The following is a 15,180-nucleotide window of genomic DNA, read 5'->3' as shown; positions in this document are numbered from 1 at the left end:
GGCCGGGCCCGGCGGTAGCTGGCCGGGTTGAACCCCCCGCGGCACGGCCGGGTGTTGCGGTAGAACTGTGGAGTGAACCGACGTCGGCTGGAGGAATTCTGTGATGCCGTCTTCGCGGTCACGATCACGCTACTCGCGCTGAACCTGGCGGTGGCCGGCCCGGGTCATGGCCCGCTCATGCATCAAGTCGCGGACCACTGGCCTTCATTTGTCACCTACCTGATCAGCTTCGCCACGATCGGGCTCATCTGGGTCAACCATCACGCCCTCATCCTGAACGTCGCCGTCGTCGACCGGACCCTGGCCCTCCTCAACCTCGTCCTGCTGCTGTTCGTCGTCCTCATCCCCGTAGACACGGCGACGGTGGCCAAGTACCTCGCGCTGGGCGGGCAGGACGCCCGGGTGGCGGTGATTCTGTATGCGGCTGCCTTCCTGGGGATGGGGTTGAGCTTCGCCGGGATCTTCGAGTGGACCTTGCGCTCGGGGCGGCTCCCGCAGCCGTTGCCGGAGCGGGCCCGTTGGATGGCGCGGCTGCGATTCGGGGCAGCGTCGATCCTGTATCTGGCCGCGGTCGCCGTCGCCTTCGTCAGCCCGCCGGTGGCACTGGCCATCATCGGCGCCGTCCCCGTTTACTACATCTTCGAACACCTCCCGACGGTCGGCTCTCCTGCGGGCGGGCGGCAGTAATGAGCCGGAGGGTCCAGCCCGGATTACGCGTCCGGAGTTAACCCCCGGTCAGCCGGTCAACGTGGGGATCAGTTTCCGCACCACGTCCATCAGCAGGTCGATGTCCGCTTCCGTGGTGCGCCAGTTGACGATCGCCGGCCGCAAGGCCACCCTGCCGCCGTAGACGGTGGTATCGGCGTAAAACCGGCCGTCGTCGAGCAGGGCTGCGTCGAGGCGCCGGTTGAGGTCGTTGAGCGTTTCCTCCGGCACACCGGGCTGACGGTGCGGGGGCCGGCTCCGAGCGGAGCCGGCCCCTTTCCGGGTACGGAGGGAATTGGGATGATCTGCGGTACGGCGTCCCGGGCAGCAGCGGCGGATCCGTCGTACACATGTTCCATCCACAGCCTGTGGACGGCGAGAGGATCGGATGAGTTACCAGCTCAGCGCGGTCGTGGCCGATGTCGAGCTGCTGCGCGAGCAGACCGCCGGCCTGGACCACGCGGTACTCGCCGCGCTCCGTCAGGATTTCGCCCTGCTCCCGGTCACCCCGCAGCTGGTGGAGGAGCTCACCGGCGCGCTGCCGGACTTCGCAACCGGGGAGCCGTCCGGGGCGCAGCCGTTCCACCTCGTTCTCTCGCCCACGCTGGCGGGGCTGCTGGCCCGCTGGTCGCGGCAGGGTCCGGTGGCGTACCTGGAGGCCCAGTTCGCCGGCGGGTCGGGACACCAGTCGTCGGTCGTGTGGTCGGGCGGCGAGGTGAGCTGGGGGCCGCACTTCGACGACGCCCTGGACCGGCCGCGAGCCGAGTGGCCGATCAACGCGGCGCTCGCCCGGCTGGGCGCGGAACCGGGACCGTGGATCGATCCGTTCGCCGAGCTGGGGCTGCACCTGGAGAGCGACACCGCCGGCTGGCTGGCGCACGGCCGGCGGGGACTCACCGCGGACTACTGGGACGAGCTGGCCGAGGAGTGGGAAGTCAGGCAATCCGGCCGGTACCAGCAACCTGATGACCCCGGTCCCGTTGGGGACTGAGGGATTGCATGAAACTGCGACAATTCGGATTCATCGCCGCGCTGCTGGCGGCCGCCTCGATCGCCGGCAGCGGTGTCCGTCCACAGGGGCCGGACGTGCCGGCCCGGCCGGTCGGGGCGACCGAGGTGGTCAGCCTCGACGGCCTGCGCAACGCCGAGTTCGGTGACACCGAGGAGGAACTGACCCGGCGCGGGGTGCTGCGTACCGAGATGGACGGGTGCGGTCCGACGCTGGCGGGGCACGACTCGGTCAGCCCGATCTTCGTCGACGACCGCCTCGTGCTGCTCTGGCTCGGCGACCGGATGAGCACACCCGAGGGGGTCACCGTCGGCAGCCCGGTCACCGAGGTCCGCGCCACCTATCCGTCGGCGGTCGACCTGGACGCCCCACAGGGGACGTACCGGTTCGACGGGCGGCTCGCCCGCGACGGCGACCGGGCGTACCTCTTCCTCCACGACGGGACGACCGTCCACAAGATCATCGCCGGGTGCGCGGACTGGGCCCGACGCCTCTTCGACGAGGGCCACGGCCCCTGCTGACCGCCGACGTCGTACTGCCGGCAAGCCCGTCACGGGCTGGTCAGGGCCTCAGTGGGCGCGAGCCGTGCGGCCCGGACCGCAGGATAGATGCCGGCAAGTCCCCCCACCACCAGGGTTGCCCCCACGGCGCCCAACGACGCCCAGGCGGGCACCACGGTCGGCCAGTTCTGGGTCCAGGCGTAGACGGCGGTGGTGATGATGCCGAGCACGGCCCCCGCCACGCCGCCGAGCCCGGAGAGGAGCAGCGACTCGGTCAGAAACTGCAACCTGAGCTGGCTACGGCGGGCACCGAGCGATCGGCGCAGACCGATCTCCATGCGCCGTTCCAGCACCGCGATCACCATCGTGTTCGCCACCCCGATGCCGCCCACCAGCAGCCCCACCCCGCCGAGGCCGAGGAGCAGGCCGGCGAGCGCGCGGTCGGCGGCAACCTTGGCGACCAGGGCGTCCGAGGGGCGTGAGACGCGTACCTCCGCCGGATGTTCGGGGTTGGCCGTGGGAGCGAGGACGGCACGGACCGCGGGGACGGACCGCTCGCGCGCCCGCACGTACACAGTTGACGGGTGGCGGTCGAAGCCCAGGAGGTCGGTCGCCGCCGGCCAGCCGACGAGTGCGGCCGCGTCGAGTTCCTCGGCGAGCAGCGCCGGCGAGAGGATTCCGATCACCGTGAACCAGTGACCACCGAGCCATACCTGCACGCCGGGCCTGCTGACACCCAGCCACTCCGCGGCTCTCGCGCCGAGCACGACCGTGGGAAACCGGCCCGTCGCCTCCGTCAACCAGACCCCGGCGCTGATCGAGGCCCCGACCACCTCGGGCAGGTCGAGCCGGGCAGCCTGGACGGCGATGCCGTTCGACTCAGCTTCGGGAACGTGGTCGTTGCGGTAGACCTTGGCGGCTGTCTGGCCCACCGCGGACACGGCGGTGACCGGCTTGAGCCGGGCGACCATCACTTCCGCCTCCGCCGGCAACTGCGCCTGCCCGCCCATCGGCTGCTGCCCCGGCGCGACCCGTAGCAGGTTGGTGCCGATCCGGGCCAGCGTCCGATCCAGCTCAGCCCGTCCCGAGCTGGTGATGCCCACCACCGCGACCATCGCCGCGATCCCGATCGCGATCCCGAGGGCCGACAGGGCCGCGCGCAGTGGCCTCCTGCTCAACCCGCCGACCGCGACCCGCACCAGGTCGGCGGGGTGCAGCCGGCGCGGTACCGGCCCGCTCACGGCGTGGCCTCCACCGTCGAGACGTCGCCGACGACCCTGCCGTCCCGCATCACGATCTGCCGCGGGACGCCGCGGGCGATGTCGTGGTCATGGGTGACGATCACGACGGCTGTACCGGACCCGTGCAGTTCGTGGAGGATGTCGAGCACCACGGCGCCGGCGACGCTGTCCAGGTTGCCGGTGGGTTCATCCGCGAGCAGGAGCCGGGGCTGCCCGACGATGGCGCGCGCGATGGCGACCCGCTGGCGTTCCCCGCCCGACAGCTCGTGCGGGGCGTGGCGGAGACGGTGGCCGAGGCCGACCCGCTCCAGCGCCTGCTCCGCCAGGGCCAGCCGACGCGGCCGCCGTACACCCGCGTAGAGCAGCCCCTCAGCGACGTTCTCGAGCGCCGAAACCCGCTGGGCCAGGTGGAACTGCTGGAAGACGAATCCGATCGAATCGGCCCGCAGCGCGGACAGTTCGGCATCGGACATCGCGCTGCTGTCGTGCCCGCACACCCGCAACAGGCCGCTGGTCGGTCGGTCAAGCGTGCCGGCCAACTGCAGCAGGGTGGTCTTTCCCGAACCCGACGGGCCGAGCAGGGCGACCATCTCGCCGTCCGCGATCGCCAACGTGGCGTCACTGAGCGCGGCCACCCCACCCGGATAGATCTTCGAAACCTCCCGCAGCTCGACGGCCCAGCTCATGCTGGGACCACCACCTGAGCACCCTGGACGATCCCGGCCCCGTTGATCTCCACCTGGCCATCGGCGAAGAGCCCGACCTGCACCGCGACCACCCGCGACTCGGCACCGTCCAAGAGTTCCACGCCATAGCCGCCCTCGCGCAGCGCGAGCAACGCGGTGACCGGGACGGTCAACACATCCTTGCGTTCGTCGAGCATGAAACGGACGTCCACACCCGACTCATCCAGCTTCGCCACCTTGGCCTGATCGGCGATCGATACCGTGACGAGCGCCTCCTCAGGACCGCTGCCCTGCCCGGCGGGCGCCCGCACCACCGACGAGACGCGCCCCGCGACCACCTCGCCACCGGGCAGTCCGACCGTCACCGCCCGTCCCGTCTTCGCCAGCACCTGGTCGGCCGCCGGGAGTTTCAGGGTGACCGCCCGGTCGGTGCCGGTGACCGCCAGAGCCGGACCCGGGGCCCGGTCACCCGCACCCCCGAGGTGCGCGGCGATCCGCAGCGGACCGGTGGCATACACGATCCGGCCGAGTTCGACCCGGCCGGTGTCGGGTACGCCCAGGTGGCGCTGCCACCGGCGAACGGTGCTCGCCGTCGACGCGGTGTACGACTCGTCCGCGGTCAACGTCCGGTAGCCCAGCGCCACCAGGTTGGACTCCAACTGGGCGACGTCCCTGCCGCGCGCGCCGGGCCCCAGCGGACGCCACATCGGCCGCTTGCCGTAGGCCAGCACAACCGGCTCGTCATCGATCCGGAACAGTGCGCCGCCGCGCCGCACCGTGGTCCCGACAGGTGCGAGTTCGGTGATGGTGCCGGCAAGAGTGGCGGCGACAGCCGTCTGCGTACCGAAGTCGAGCGTTCCCTTGATCGAACGAGTCGAGACGAGATCCCCCCGCCTGATCGGCACACCGCGAACCCCCGGGGCACCCTCGGACCGGGTCTCCGCACCACCGCGGCGGATGCCCAGCGTGGAAGTGGCCGCCGCGGCGACCGCTCCCACGGCGGCCAGGGCGATCAGGGCCCGACGCCCGTACCGAGCACCGCGCGTGCGGCTGCCCCCCGCGTCAGTCGGCACGCTCACACCGTCCGCCCCTCATGTGCACGTGGCCTCCAGACGCAGGACGACGACGGCGACGACGGAGTCCAACGACACGAGCCCGAGCCGACGTGAGTCGAGGCTTCGCGCGTTGTCGCCTCGCACCAGGATGTAGCCCAGCGGAACGCGGTCTCCGTCGAAAGTATGGCGGAATTCCGCGGGCACGCTGTCCCCCGCCACCGCAGCGACCCGCTTGACCAGATGAGCGAGGTCATCCCCGGCGTCCCTCCGGAAGACCACCACGTCACCGACCCGGCAACGTCGGCGCCAGCCGAGCAACCGGTCGCCGTCGCAGAGGTTCGGCGTCATGCTGTGGCCGACCACGCGAACCACCAGCGCCCTCCTGAGGAGCAGCGGCACAGCACCGACGACGGCGGCGGCCACCAGGCTGTAGATCAGCGGCTGCACGGCAGGTCACTTGGCCGAAGCGCTACGCGCGCAATCGTTGAAGTGCGTCCACACCTCAGGGGCCGAGTACTCGGGAGTGTTGGGAAGTTTGATCGAGCCGTCGGACGCGGGGTCGGGCCACTCGGGGTACCCGTTCTGCCGCATGCACTTCGCCACCGCTCGCCGCTGGGCCAGCTGCTCCGGTGACTCGTTCTCGAGGTTGCCGGCGTCGGGCCGGTACTTGGCACAGGCTTCCACCGCCGCCCTGATGGTGGACACCTCCGACGTGGGCCCCGGGCCTGCGGTCGCTGCCGCCATCCCGCCTTCCACGCCCTTGTCCCGCAGGCACTGGTCGTACTGCCGCATGGCACCGGCGAAATCGGGGGTCGGGGAGGCGCTCGCACCCGCACCGTTGGCCGTGGCGATGCCGTCATCCTCTGGAGAGGTGCAGCCCGCTGCCGCGAGCAACCCGATCATCGCCGCAACGGTCCATAACCGCCGATGAGTGGCCATAGTCATCCCATTTCACTCTCAGGGCTTCGGGGCAGCGTGCGCATGTCGCCGGGCATCACGCGGATGGGCACAGCTGCGCCGGACCCGCTGGGCGCGAGCGGCGGCTCGCCCGCCCGGGCGCCAGGGACGCCGACCTGCCGCCGCACGAGGTCGTCCTGATATCCCGACGCCTGCGCGCTGAACATGGACGCGTAGAGCCCGCCACCGGCCATCAGCTCGTCGTGCGCGCCGAATTCGGCACGACGCCCATCTTCGAGCACAACAATCGCATCGGCGTCCCGGATCGCGTTCAGCCGGTGCGAAATCAAGAGGGTGGTCCGACCGCGGGCGTGCTCCCGCATGGTCCGATGCAGCCGGGCCTCCGCCAGGGCATCCAGGCCGGCACTCGGCTCATCGAGCACCAGAAGGTCGGCGTCAGCCCGCATCAACGACCGGGCGAGGGCAACCCGTTGGCCCTGCCCACCCGACAACGCCACTCCTTGATCGCGTTGTCCGCCGTCGAAGAAGATCCGACTGATGAGCGTGTCGTAGCCTCGAGGGAGGGCTTCTATCAGCTCGTCAGCGCCGGCCATCCTGGCGGCAGCTTGAATCCTCGCCCGATCGGCCAGGTGGGCCACCGCGCCGACGCCGATGTTCTCCGCAGCGGTCAGGTCATAGGTCATGTAATCCTGAAACGTGACGCCGATGCGGCTCCTCAGCGTTGACGCCCTCAGTTGGCGCAGGTCGACACCATCCCAGGTGATCCGTCCCCGCTCGGGGTCATAGAACCGGCACAACAGTTTGACCAGGGTGCTCTTTCCCGCGCCATTGACACCGACGAGGGCCACGGCAGCGCCGGCCGGAATCCGAAGATTGACACCGCGCAGGACCCAGTCGCTGGCCGGGCTGTATCGGAACCACACGTCACGGAATTCAATGGCGTCAGTCAGCGGGCCGGGGTCACGTTCGCCGTCGCAAAGGTCCGGGGGATCCGTGACAACCGCTCTGAAGTGGTAGAACATCCTCACCGCAGCCACCATCGCTCCAAGTTGGCCGATGGTTCCGTTGAACGCTCCCTGGATTCCGATCGTCGCTGTGACGAACAGTACAACATCACCGGCGGACGCCAGGCCCTGCGAGGCGCGTACGGCGACCATCGCCGCACCCACCGTCGCGATGGCGGCGGAGAGCAGAACGAACAGACTCTGCATCGCTGCCGTCCGCCGAGCGACCGCCAGTTCCCGCCCGCTCGCCTCGGCCAGGCCGCTCAAGATCCGATCACGGAACAGACTGCCCAGCCCGAACAGCCTGACCTCCTTCACCGCGGTCGGGTTGGTGAGGAGTGACTGGTAGGAGAAACGGCGTCGCTGCACGCTGACGGTGGCCTCGACCGTGGCCGCCTCGAGCCGGGTCAACCGGAGCTGTCCCCACAGGGTGGGCAGCAAGGCCAAGGCGAGCAGTATCGCCATGGGCCACCACACCGCGATGAGCACTCCGAGGAACCCACCGACCGTGACGATGGTTCGGATGACGGCAAGCAGAAAACCGTTCACCGCGTTCGGTGCGTCGGTGGCCGACTGCTGCGCCAGGCGCAGCCGATCCTGGAAGTCGGGATTCTCGATCCGCGCCAACCCCAACTGACGGTTCACCGCACCGTAGAGCGCCGCCTCGGCGTGCAGTGCGACCGCCCGCTGCCGCGCCGCATCCGCGAGGCTCGACGCGTACCCGAGGACCGCGCCGACTCCGGTGAGCAGCACCACCGCCACCGCCAGGCCGACCAACAGGCGAGGTGAGGCCGACGAATCCGACACGCCGTCGACGAGCAGCTTGCTCGACCAGGCCGCCACCGCCGGCGTCGCGCTTGCCACCGCCATCGCTCCGGCGGCAACGACGGACAGGAGTCTCGACGAGCGCCAGCCCAACACCACCGCCTGCCAGGTCAGGGCCCCGAATGCTCGGATGCTCACTCCTGCCAGCGGCTCGGAATTCACCCAGCCACCTCGGCAGCGTGGGCTTGCCGGGCCTCCACCCGGCTGGCGGCCATCTCCACGACACCGTTGACGAGCTTCATCACGGTGGGAAATGCGGTCACACCGAAGGCGGAGAAGAGGTCACCGGCAGCTGAGGCGACCAGCACCCGCGCGCGATCCGGCAGCGAGCCGACGATCTTCTGAGTCTCCGGGTTCGCCGCGTCGCCGGCCACGAAGACCATCAACTGCCCCTGCTGCGGCGACAGTCCGTGCAGCGCCGACCGCACCTCTTCGCACGGACCGCAACCGGGCATGAGGAAGGCCGCGAAGGTCACGCCCTCAAGGAGGTCCTGGTTCGTGAGGGTCGTTCCATCGAGATCGACGGCGGCGAACCGGCCGACCCGGGTGCCACGAGCCGGAAACGGATCGCCATGGCGGGATCCGCCTGAATTTTCCAGTTCCTTCATCCGGCGTGCCAGCGCCAGTGTGAGAACAACATTGCCCGCCAGCACGATGCCGACGACCGCCACGATTGCAGACAGCATCAATGCACCCCTTCTATCGGTGGAGTACGAGATACCGACCCGCCGGCACAAGGGAACCACGTGCCAGCGGGTCGGATTCGAACATGCGGTCGGGTCACCCGATTGCGATGATCAGCAGAAGGTGCTGCTCTCCTTGCACCTGCCGTAGCAGTCGACCCGCACCTTGTAGCAGGTGTACCAGCAGTTGTGCGGATCGCACAGGCGGTAGCAGTTGCAGTAGCACAGACTGCCGTTCTCAGGAACGCAGGCACCCGCGTTCGCCTTCGGGGTCAGGACCGAGATAGCATCGGCCAGCGCCCGCCGCAGTGGACGGGCTTCGAGGAGTCGGCTCACCATGCTCTCCTTTGGTGTGTCGAGTAGCTGTGGCTCCGGCGCCCACCGCCGGAGCCACAGCGCCTGGTGCCGGGAACCGTATTCGGCCGGGTAGACCAGGGTCAATGCAGGTCGGCCACTCTGGCGGACACCCGCCACGAACACCTCTCACGTGCCGGCCTTCACGGCGTGTGCTGCTTCCGGTACCCTCGGCCAAGCAGGGCACTGCTCTACACACCGCTACGGGGAGGTCGAGTGGAGCTGCGGTCTACGCGGGACGATGGCGGACTGCCGGGGATGAATGGGCTTCTTGCCATCCTGTCGTTGCTTTCCGAGGGGGCGACGGACGAGGCCACGGCACGATCGTTGAACATCAGTTGCCGCACGGTGGAACGACGTTTAGGTAATCTCGCCACGATGCTCGGTGCGACAAGTCGATTTCAGTTGGGATGTCTCTGTTCGCACTACGGACTGGTGTCGATAACTGCACCGGAGCCGCCCGTACAGTTGCCTAAACCGCCATACCCCGCGGTTGGCAGATGGCCTCTATCGAATCGGCATGCGCCATGACGGCCTACGTTTACGCCGGCGGTCGCGCAGCCGTCGCGGTTATCTTCGCGGTCGCGCTCGTCGGTAAGTTCCGGACCCGCGCCGGTCTGGCCGACTTTCGTGACTCGCTCTCGCGCCTCAACTGGCTTCCGGACAGTCTTCGTACGACGGCGGTGGCCGGGGTCTTCGTGACCGAGTTTGCCGTGGTGGCTCTGGTCGCGCATCCACGAACGGCACCGATCGGACTGGCCACCGCCATTGCCGCGCTTGCCGTCTTCACTGTCGTCGCGGCTGCCGCGATGAAGTCCGGAACGGGTCTCCAGTGTCGGTGTTTCGGCTCGGACGCAGGTGAGATGGGTGCCTCTCATCTCCTGCGGAACCTGGGGATCATCGTGATCGCCGGCAGCGCATTGGCCGTGGGGGTGACCGCGGACACGGCGGTGGCGCTGACTCCCGCCGGCACGGTCGCCGGGCTGTGCGGAGCGTTCCTCGGCTTCATCCTCACGCGGTGGGACGACATCGCGTACCTGGTTTCGCGCGGATGAGCCGAGCCGGTCACGGACCGGTGAACTCGATATGCACGGCAACGTGGGTCGCAGCCGACGGTGACGGAGGCCGAACGCGGAACGCCCGGCCGGTCCTGCTGGACCGGCCGGGCGTTCTCGCATCTCACGAGCGGTGGCGGCGGGATTTGAACCCGCGGAGGGCGTAAACCCTCACACGCTTTCGAGGCGTGCTCCTTAGGCCACTCGGACACGCCACCGCCGAGTAGGGTACAGGACCCTGGGTATGGACGCCGAACCGGTATCCCCGGGCCGGGCCTGGCAGGATCTTTGCCATGAGTACGCACATCGGCGCTGAGCCGGGAGAGATCGCCGAGCGGGTCCTGATGCCGGGTGACCCGCTGCGGGCCAAGTGGATCGCGGAGACCTACCTCGAGGGCACCCGCTGCTACTCGACCGTCCGCGGCATGCTGGGCTTCACCGGTCGCTGGAACGGCGTCGAGGTCTCCGTCCAGGGCTCCGGCATGGGCATGCCCTCCGCCTCCATCTACGCCCACGAACTGATCAACGAGTACGGCGTGAGGACCCTGATCCGGGTCGGCTCCTGCGGCGCCCTCAGCGAGGACCTCCAACTGCGGGACGTGGTCGCCGCCATCGGGTCGTCAACCGACTCGAACATGAACCGGATGCGCTTCGACGGGCTGATCGACTACGCCCCGGTGGCCGACTTCGGGCTGCTGCGCACCTCGGTCGAAGTGGCCGAGCGGCGCGGTATCACCATGCACGTCGGGCCGATCCTGGCCGCCGACGCCTTCTACACCGACCGGCCGGACCTCTACGACACCCTCGCCGACTACGGCGTGCTGGCCGTGGAGATGGAGTCCGCCGCGCTGTACACGATCGCCGCCCGGTTCAAGGCGCGGGCGCTGACCATCCTGACCGTCAGCGACCACATCAAGACCGGCGAGAAGACCACCTCCGCCGAGCGCGAGCAGACCTTCAGCCAGATGGTCGAGATCGCCCTCGACACCGCCATCGCCTGATCCTTCCACAGCCCGACCGCCCCGCCACCGCCCGGTGGCGGGGCGGTGTGCGTTCCACGTCACACAAATAAACACGACCGGTCGTGCTTATTTGTCGGTACGCTGCCGGCGTGACCCTGGACGGCCGCGTGGCACGCGGCGAACGCACCCGGACCGCCGCGCTGGACGCCGCGGTGGTCCTGGCCACCGAGGCCGGCCTGCACGGACTGTCCCTCGCGCAGCTCGCCGACACCCTCGGCGTGAGCAAGTCCGGCCTCTTCGCGCACTGGCGGTCCAAGGAGGCCCTCCAACTCGCGACCGTCGACCGGGCCGTACAGCAGTGGCAGGAGCGCATCATCGGCCCGGCCCTGCGCGCCCCGCGGGGCGTACGGCGGCTCTGGGCGTTGCACGAGGCCCGGATCGACTTCTACGCCGCCCGGGTGCTTCCCGGCGGCTGCTTCTTCACCAACACCGAGTTCGAGTACAACGCCCGACCCGGCCCCGTCCGGGACCGGCTGGCCGAGGCGTTCGCCCGCTGGACCGCGTTCCTCGAACGCCTCGTCCAGGAGGCGGTCGACCTCGGCGAACTCCCCGCCGGCGCGGACGTCCAGCAGCTGGCGTACGAGATCGACGCGCTCGGGGTCAACGCCGTGATGCGGTCCCGGCTGCTGGACCCGGACACCACCTACCGGCACGCCCGCCAGGGCCTGCTGAACCGCCTACGGGCCCTGTGCCCGGATCCGACCCTGCTACCGGAAGGCCTGTCATGAGCCACGCCACCGTCGACCAGCCCGCCGTCGAGTTCGGTCACGTCGAGCACGTCACGGTGCACTTCGACGACCTCGACGCCATGGGCATCCTGCACAACGCCCGGTACGCGGTGCTGCTCGAACGGGCCCTGACCGCCTACTGGTCCGGTCGTGGCTTCTCCTACCGGGGCGGGAAGCTGAGCGCCCCCGACGTGTTCCACGCGGTACGCGAGTTCACCGTCACCTACCGGGCCCCGATCACCGGGACCGGGCCGGTGGCGGTGCACTTCTGGCTCGACCACTTCGGCACCAGCAGCGCGCAGTACGCCTTCGAGTTCCGCTCGTCCGACGGCAGCACCCTGTACGCGGCCGGCACTCGGGCGGTCGTCCGACTCGACCCGGAAACCCTGCGACCCACGGCTTGGACCGAGGCTGCGCGGGCGGTCGCCGCGAACCTGCTGTGCCCCGCGACGGCGCCCGCCTGATCCGGCGGGACGGGCGCCGAGCGGGACCGGTCAGCGGAAGAAGGCGCGGAGCACGGCGGCGTTCTCCGCCTCCAGCACCCCGCCGTACACCTCGGGGCGGTGGACGGCGCGGCGGTCGCGCAGCACGTCCCAGAGCGACCCGACCGCGCCGGTCTTGGGCTCCCACGCCCCGAACACCACGGTGGATACCCGGGCCAGGGCGATCGCGCCCGCGCACATCGTGCAGGGTTCCAACGTCACCACCAGGGTGCAGCCCTCCAGCCGCCAGCGGCCCAGCCGCTCGGCGGCCCGGCGCAGCGCCAGCACCTCGGCGTGCGCGGTCGGGTCCCCGGTCAGCTCGCGCTCGTTGCGGCCGACGGCCAACTCGGCGCCGTCCGGGCCGTAGACCACCGCGCCGACCGGGATGTCCGCGAGCGCCTCGGCGTCGGCGGGCTCCGCCGCAGGGCCAGCCAGCTCCGCTCCGGCGCCGGCGGGCTCCCCCTCGGGGCCGGCCGCACCGCCACCGTCCGGTCCGGTGACCGCGACCTCCAGCGCCCGGCGCATCCACAGTTCGTGCCGCTGCCGGCGACCCACCTCGCCGAGGTCGGCCAGGCCCTCGTCCGCGCCCGGGCCGACCCGACCCACCGAACCCGGGGTCGGCTGCCCCGGCCGGACGGTCTCCAGCGCCGGGTCGGTGGCGTCGGCCGGCTCCACGCCGCCGGGCCGCACCGACCCGGACGGATCAGACCTCACGCAGCTCCTCGATCTCGTCCGCGCAGCCGAGCACCTGGCAGATCTCCGCGGTCACGTCCGCCGGCAGCATCCCGTCGTGCCCGCAGAGGGCGAGCAGCTTCTGGGCGGAGATGCCCAGGTCGGCGAGGATGTCCGCGTCGCCCACCGGGTCGGCCTCCGGGTCCACCGCGGGCTGCTCGGTGTCCTCGTCCCCACCGGTCGCGGCCGCGCGCGGCTCGTCGCCGTCCTCGACGCCGGTGACCGAGGTCTTCAGGTCGCCGACCAGCAGGGCGCCCAGCCGGGACTCCTCGGCGTACGCCGAGTCGGAGCCGAAGACCCGCAGGTCCTCCCCCTCGTCCAGGCGCAGGATCACCAGGTACGCGTCGTCCGCCTCGACGAAGAGCAGCGACAGGTCCGCGTCCGGCTCGACGTCGCGCAGCCGGTCGGCGACCTCGTCGATGTCGGTGGCGCCCCGCAGGCTCACCTCGTCGGCGGACCAGCCGCCCTCGACGCGTACCGCGGCAGCGGCGAAGTACGACACGGTCCCCCCCAAATTGGCCTCGGCAGCACGCCGACTCGTCTCGCGTGCACGTTAACCGGTCGGGTCGGCAGGCGACCGGTCAACGCCCCGAAGGGCCGGTCAATCCTGGAGAAAGTCGGCTCAGCCGACGATCTGCTTGCGGGCCGCGATGAGCTGGCGCAGGCGCTCGGTCCGGGCCCGCTGCGGCCGTTCGCGCTGGCGTACCGTGCGGGCACCGGCCAACTCGGCGAGGAGTTGCAGGCGGCGGCGGCTCCGCTCAGGATCGAGCCGCGGGGTGGTCCAGGCCATACCGCCGAGGGTGAACCGTCACAGCGCGTACGTCAAGATGGCCTTCGCTCCGCAGCCGTGCGCTCACGGAATGTCACCAGAGCGGCCAGTCCCCGCTCTGTGCCCAGCGGACCGCGACAACCGCGGCGGCGATGCTCCACCCGCCGGCGGTGACGATCGCGACCCCGGTCGCGACCCCCCGGTCGCCGAAGCGCACCAGCACCGCGGCGGCCAGCCAGGCCAGCCCGCCGGCGACCACCGTCCACCACGCGTAGCCGGGCACGTCGCGGCCGAGCAGGCCGAACAGGAGCAGCCAGGCCGCCGCCGTGGCACCGCCGACCGCCACCCCGCCACCGGTGACCGGGTGCGGCTCCCGCCAGGTGGGCCGGGCCGGCGGCCCGGTGGGGAAGAGCCCCGACGGGGTGTGCGGCAGCGGGCGGCCGGCGTCCGGACGCAGCTCGCCGGGTACGGCGTTCCACCCGTTCATCGCCCCTGCTCCCTTCACGGACCGTAGGTGCCGCCCTCGGCGTACGAAGTTACGCAGCGCGACCGGACGGCAGGCGGCGGTCTCGGCGTTCGTCCCTACGGTAGTGGTCTGCCAGGATGACCGGATGCGCTCGCGATCGATCGGACGCCGCCCGCGTTCGGCGTACCCGGTCCTGCTGCTGCTCGCGCCGGCCCTCGCCGCCGGCTGCGCGGCCGGCACCCGTCCCACCGCGACACGGACGAACGTGTGGGACGGGCCGAGCGCCGTCGCGACGGCCGAGCAGCCGGCCGCGCCCGCCGCGACACCGACCCCCGGGCGGCCGTCGCCGTCACCCTCACCCACCCGCACCGACCTGCGGCACGTCTTCCCGGTACGCGCCGACAACGTCGACTACCACCCGACGCACGCCGCGTACCCGGGCACGGACATCTTCGCCGACTGCGGGGAACCGGTCGTCGCCGTCACCGACGGGCGGATCCTCGAGGTGAGCCGGGTGGACCGGTTCGACATGCGGGGTCCGCTGGGGCCGTACAACGGGGGCCTGTCGGTCTCGCTGCTTGGCGACGACGGGGTGCGCTACTACGGCTCGCACCTGAGCGCGATCTCCGCCGGCGTGGCCGCCGGGGTACGCGTCCGCGCCGGCCAGCAGCTCGGCCGGGTGGGCCACACGGGCAACGCGAACAATGTCTGCCACCTGCACTTCGGCATCTCTCCCGCGTGCCGGGGCCACGACGACTGGTGGATCCGGCGCGGGGTGATCTGGCCGGCCCGGTACCTGGACTCGTGGCGAGAGCGGGGCAACCGGGCGCCCGCCGCCGAGGTGGTGGCGTGGCAGCGCAAGCACGGCTGCCCGAAGGCGCCCACGACCACCAGCGGCGCGGGCTGAGCCGGTCCACTCGCGACATCCGCCGTCGGACGTCCGCGC

At 70.7% G+C, this 15,180-nt stretch carries 22 protein-coding genes and 1 tRNA gene; 9 read left to right on the top strand and 14 right to left on the bottom strand.

Features of this window, described 5'->3' with window-relative positions; all coding sequences use genetic code 11:
• The first annotated feature begins 72 nt into the window (after positions 1–72).
• A complete protein-coding gene (locus tag OG799_RS30015; RefSeq protein ID WP_406039842.1) occupies positions 73–687 on the top strand; it encodes a TMEM175 family protein in 615 nt (204 codons plus the stop codon).
• 48 nt (positions 688–735) lie between these two features.
• Here the strand turns inward: OG799_RS30015 and OG799_RS30010 are convergent, their stop codons facing one another.
• The gene (locus OG799_RS30010) at positions 736–936 is read right to left on the bottom strand and encodes a hypothetical protein (protein ID WP_406039840.1); all 201 of its coding nucleotides are present in this window, start codon (positions 934–936) and stop codon (positions 736–738) included.
• Positions 937–1,093: 157 nt separating this feature from the next.
• Here OG799_RS30010 and OG799_RS30005 point away from each other — a divergent pair, with 157 nt between their 5' ends.
• Complete coding sequence (locus OG799_RS30005) at positions 1,094–1,696, top strand: hypothetical protein (protein ID WP_406039839.1); 603 nt, start codon at positions 1,094–1,096, stop codon at positions 1,694–1,696.
• Between the two features lie 44 nt (positions 1,697–1,740).
• The gene (locus tag OG799_RS30000; RefSeq protein WP_406046451.1) at positions 1,741–2,235 is read left to right on the top strand and encodes a hypothetical protein; all 495 of its coding nucleotides are present in this window, start codon (positions 1,741–1,743) and stop codon (positions 2,233–2,235) included.
• A gap of 29 nt (positions 2,236–2,264) precedes the next feature.
• Here the strand turns inward: OG799_RS30000 and OG799_RS29995 are convergent, their stop codons facing one another.
• The 8 genes from OG799_RS29995 to OG799_RS29960 form a co-directional block, all read right to left on the bottom strand.
• The gene (locus OG799_RS29995) at positions 2,265–3,455 is read right to left on the bottom strand and encodes an ABC transporter permease (RefSeq protein WP_406039837.1); all 1,191 of its coding nucleotides are present in this window, start codon (positions 3,453–3,455) and stop codon (positions 2,265–2,267) included.
• Positions 3,452–4,141 carry an ABC transporter ATP-binding protein gene (locus OG799_RS29990; RefSeq protein WP_406039835.1) on the bottom strand — a complete coding sequence of 230 codons (690 nt, stop codon included), beginning with the start codon at positions 4,139–4,141 and terminating at the stop codon, positions 3,452–3,454. Before OG799_RS29990 ends, OG799_RS29995 begins: the two co-directional genes overlap by 4 nt.
• Positions 4,138–5,046 (bottom strand): peptidoglycan-binding protein, encoded by a 909-nt coding sequence (locus OG799_RS29985; protein ID WP_406039833.1) that lies wholly within the window; start codon positions 5,044–5,046, stop codon positions 4,138–4,140. Before OG799_RS29985 ends, OG799_RS29990 begins: the two co-directional genes overlap by 4 nt.
• A gap of 186 nt (positions 5,047–5,232) precedes the next feature.
• The gene (locus OG799_RS29980; protein WP_406039831.1) at positions 5,233–5,643 is read right to left on the bottom strand and encodes a S26 family signal peptidase; all 411 of its coding nucleotides are present in this window, start codon (positions 5,641–5,643) and stop codon (positions 5,233–5,235) included.
• A gap of 6 nt (positions 5,644–5,649) precedes the next feature.
• Complete coding sequence (locus OG799_RS29975) at positions 5,650–6,099, bottom strand: hypothetical protein (RefSeq protein ID WP_406039829.1); 450 nt, start codon at positions 6,097–6,099, stop codon at positions 5,650–5,652.
• A 38-nt stretch (positions 6,100–6,137) separates the two neighbouring features.
• Positions 6,138–8,105: an ABC transporter ATP-binding protein gene (locus OG799_RS29970; protein WP_406039827.1), complete on the bottom strand. Its 1,968-nt coding sequence runs from the start codon at positions 8,103–8,105 to the stop codon at positions 6,138–6,140.
• Complete coding sequence (locus OG799_RS29965; protein WP_406039825.1) at positions 8,102–8,629, bottom strand: TlpA family protein disulfide reductase; 528 nt, start codon at positions 8,627–8,629, stop codon at positions 8,102–8,104. The genes OG799_RS29970 and OG799_RS29965 overlap by 4 nt, the downstream gene beginning before the upstream one ends.
• A gap of 111 nt (positions 8,630–8,740) precedes the next feature.
• Positions 8,741–8,965, bottom strand: a complete 225-nt coding sequence (locus OG799_RS29960) for a hypothetical protein (RefSeq protein ID WP_406039823.1) — start codon at positions 8,963–8,965, stop codon at positions 8,741–8,743.
• Positions 8,966–9,238: 273 nt separating this feature from the next.
• Between OG799_RS29960 and OG799_RS29955 the strand changes: the two genes are divergently transcribed.
• Both OG799_RS29955 and OG799_RS29950 read left to right on the top strand, forming a co-directional pair.
• Entirely contained in the window at positions 9,239–9,511 is a 273-nt protein-coding gene (locus tag OG799_RS29955) for a helix-turn-helix transcriptional regulator (protein ID WP_406046450.1), read from the top strand.
• On the top strand, positions 9,481–10,035 hold the full coding sequence (locus tag OG799_RS29950) for a MauE/DoxX family redox-associated membrane protein (RefSeq protein WP_406039821.1): 555 nt from the start codon (positions 9,481–9,483) through the stop codon (positions 10,033–10,035). Before OG799_RS29955 ends, OG799_RS29950 begins: the two co-directional genes overlap by 31 nt.
• 131 nt (positions 10,036–10,166) lie before the next feature.
• Here the strand turns inward: OG799_RS29950 and OG799_RS29945 are convergent.
• Positions 10,167–10,253, bottom strand: a tRNA-Ser gene (locus tag OG799_RS29945).
• A gap of 75 nt (positions 10,254–10,328) precedes the next feature.
• Between OG799_RS29945 and deoD the strand changes: the two genes are divergently transcribed.
• The 3 genes from deoD to OG799_RS29930 all read left to right on the top strand — a co-directional run bounded on the left by deoD (position 10,329) and on the right by OG799_RS29930 (position 12,249).
• On the top strand, positions 10,329–11,036 hold the full coding sequence (gene deoD, locus OG799_RS29940; RefSeq protein WP_406039819.1) for a purine-nucleoside phosphorylase: 708 nt from the start codon (positions 10,329–10,331) through the stop codon (positions 11,034–11,036).
• A 110-nt stretch (positions 11,037–11,146) separates the two neighbouring features.
• On the top strand, positions 11,147–11,785 hold the full coding sequence (locus tag OG799_RS29935) for a TetR/AcrR family transcriptional regulator (protein ID WP_406039817.1): 639 nt from the start codon (positions 11,147–11,149) through the stop codon (positions 11,783–11,785).
• Positions 11,782–12,249: an acyl-CoA thioesterase gene (locus tag OG799_RS29930; protein WP_406039815.1), complete on the top strand. Its 468-nt coding sequence runs from the start codon at positions 11,782–11,784 to the stop codon at positions 12,247–12,249. Before OG799_RS29935 ends, OG799_RS29930 begins: the two co-directional genes overlap by 4 nt.
• A gap of 30 nt (positions 12,250–12,279) precedes the next feature.
• On the opposite strand, the gene OG799_RS29925 is transcribed toward OG799_RS29930, so the two are convergent.
• The 4 genes from OG799_RS29925 to OG799_RS29910 all read right to left on the bottom strand — a co-directional run bounded on the left by OG799_RS29925 (position 12,280) and on the right by OG799_RS29910 (position 14,255).
• Positions 12,280–12,981: a nucleoside deaminase gene (locus OG799_RS29925; protein WP_406039813.1), complete on the bottom strand. Its 702-nt coding sequence runs from the start codon at positions 12,979–12,981 to the stop codon at positions 12,280–12,282.
• Positions 12,971–13,501 (bottom strand): tRNA adenosine deaminase-associated protein, encoded by a 531-nt coding sequence (locus OG799_RS29920; RefSeq protein WP_406039811.1) that lies wholly within the window; start codon positions 13,499–13,501, stop codon positions 12,971–12,973. The genes OG799_RS29925 and OG799_RS29920 overlap by 11 nt, the downstream gene beginning before the upstream one ends.
• A gap of 120 nt (positions 13,502–13,621) precedes the next feature.
• Complete coding sequence (locus tag OG799_RS29915; RefSeq protein WP_406039809.1) at positions 13,622–13,789, bottom strand: hypothetical protein; 168 nt, start codon at positions 13,787–13,789, stop codon at positions 13,622–13,624.
• A gap of 73 nt (positions 13,790–13,862) precedes the next feature.
• Positions 13,863–14,255, bottom strand: coding sequence for a hypothetical protein (locus OG799_RS29910; RefSeq protein WP_406039807.1), 393 nt, complete (start codon positions 14,253–14,255; stop codon positions 13,863–13,865).
• 124 nt (positions 14,256–14,379) lie between these two features.
• On the opposite strand from OG799_RS29910, the gene OG799_RS29905 reads away from it, so the two are divergent.
• Positions 14,380–15,141 carry a M23 family metallopeptidase gene (locus OG799_RS29905; RefSeq protein ID WP_406039805.1) on the top strand — a complete coding sequence of 254 codons (762 nt, stop codon included), beginning with the start codon at positions 14,380–14,382 and terminating at the stop codon, positions 15,139–15,141.
• Positions 15,142–15,180 lie beyond the last annotated feature (39 nt).

Source organism: Micromonospora sp. NBC_00898 (genome assembly GCF_045207895.1).
GTDB lineage: Bacteria > Actinomycetota > Actinomycetes > Mycobacteriales > Micromonosporaceae > Micromonospora.
The sequence above is the reverse complement of the archived record's forward strand: the minus strand, read 5'-3'. Positions and strand labels throughout refer to the sequence as shown.